Annotated in this window: 1 pseudogene; it reads right to left on the bottom strand. The window is 60.6% G+C overall.

What is annotated here, in order from left to right:
- Positions 1-712: pseudogene (locus NCT03_RS33655) on the bottom strand (IS3 family transposase); the annotation flags it as partial.
- Positions 713-762 lie beyond the last annotated feature (50 nt).

Genomic DNA, 762 nt, shown 5'->3' with positions numbered 1-762 from the left:
ACAGCCGTCAGATATACGAAGCCGCGCGCCATCGGGATATAGCTCGTATCGAGCGCCCAGACCTGATTGGCCCGGTCGATTTTCCGGTTGCGAAGCAGGTACGGCCAGATCCTGTGGGCTGCATGCTTGCGGCTCGTGTTTGGCTTGCGATACAGCGCTTCGACACCCATGCGCTTCATCAAGGTGCTGACGTGTCTGCGCCCGACCTTGATGCCTTCGCGACGTAGCAGCCGTGCCAGCATTCGCGCCCCCGCAAATGGATGCTCGAGGTGAAGCTCGTCAATCCGGCGCATCGATTTCAGATCCGCTTCGCTGACCCCGCGCGATTGGTAATAGGCGCTCGACCGGCTGATGCCTACCAGCCGCGCCTGCTGTGTCACCGGCAGGGCGTGATCACGATCGATCATCGCCTTACGCTCAGCAGTCCCGCCTTGCTGAGCGCGCTTTCTAAAAAATCGTTCTCCAGCGTCAACTGCCCGATCTTCGCGTGCAGTACCTTCACGTCGACTGGCGGTGCCGCTGGCGCCGAGTTGCCCGCGTCGAACACATCGGCAACCCGCTCCTGCAGTTGCTTCTTCCAGTCCGTAATCTGGTTCGGATGGACATCAAACTGCTGGGCCAGCTCTGCCAGCGTCTTGTCGCCCTTGAGCGCTGCCAGGGCTACCTTTGCCTTGAACGCTGGCGAGTGGGTCCGTCGGTTTCGTTTCGTCATCTTCTGGTTCCTTGTTGCCGGCCATTATGGCCGACTCACGCCCCAGCTTT

It is taken from the genome of Caballeronia sp. GAWG1-1 (assembly GCF_023631465.1).
In the GTDB taxonomy this organism is placed as follows: Bacteria; Pseudomonadota; Gammaproteobacteria; order Burkholderiales; family Burkholderiaceae; genus Caballeronia.
Note: the sequence above shows the minus strand (reverse complement) of the source record. Positions and strands in the feature narration are given on the sequence as shown.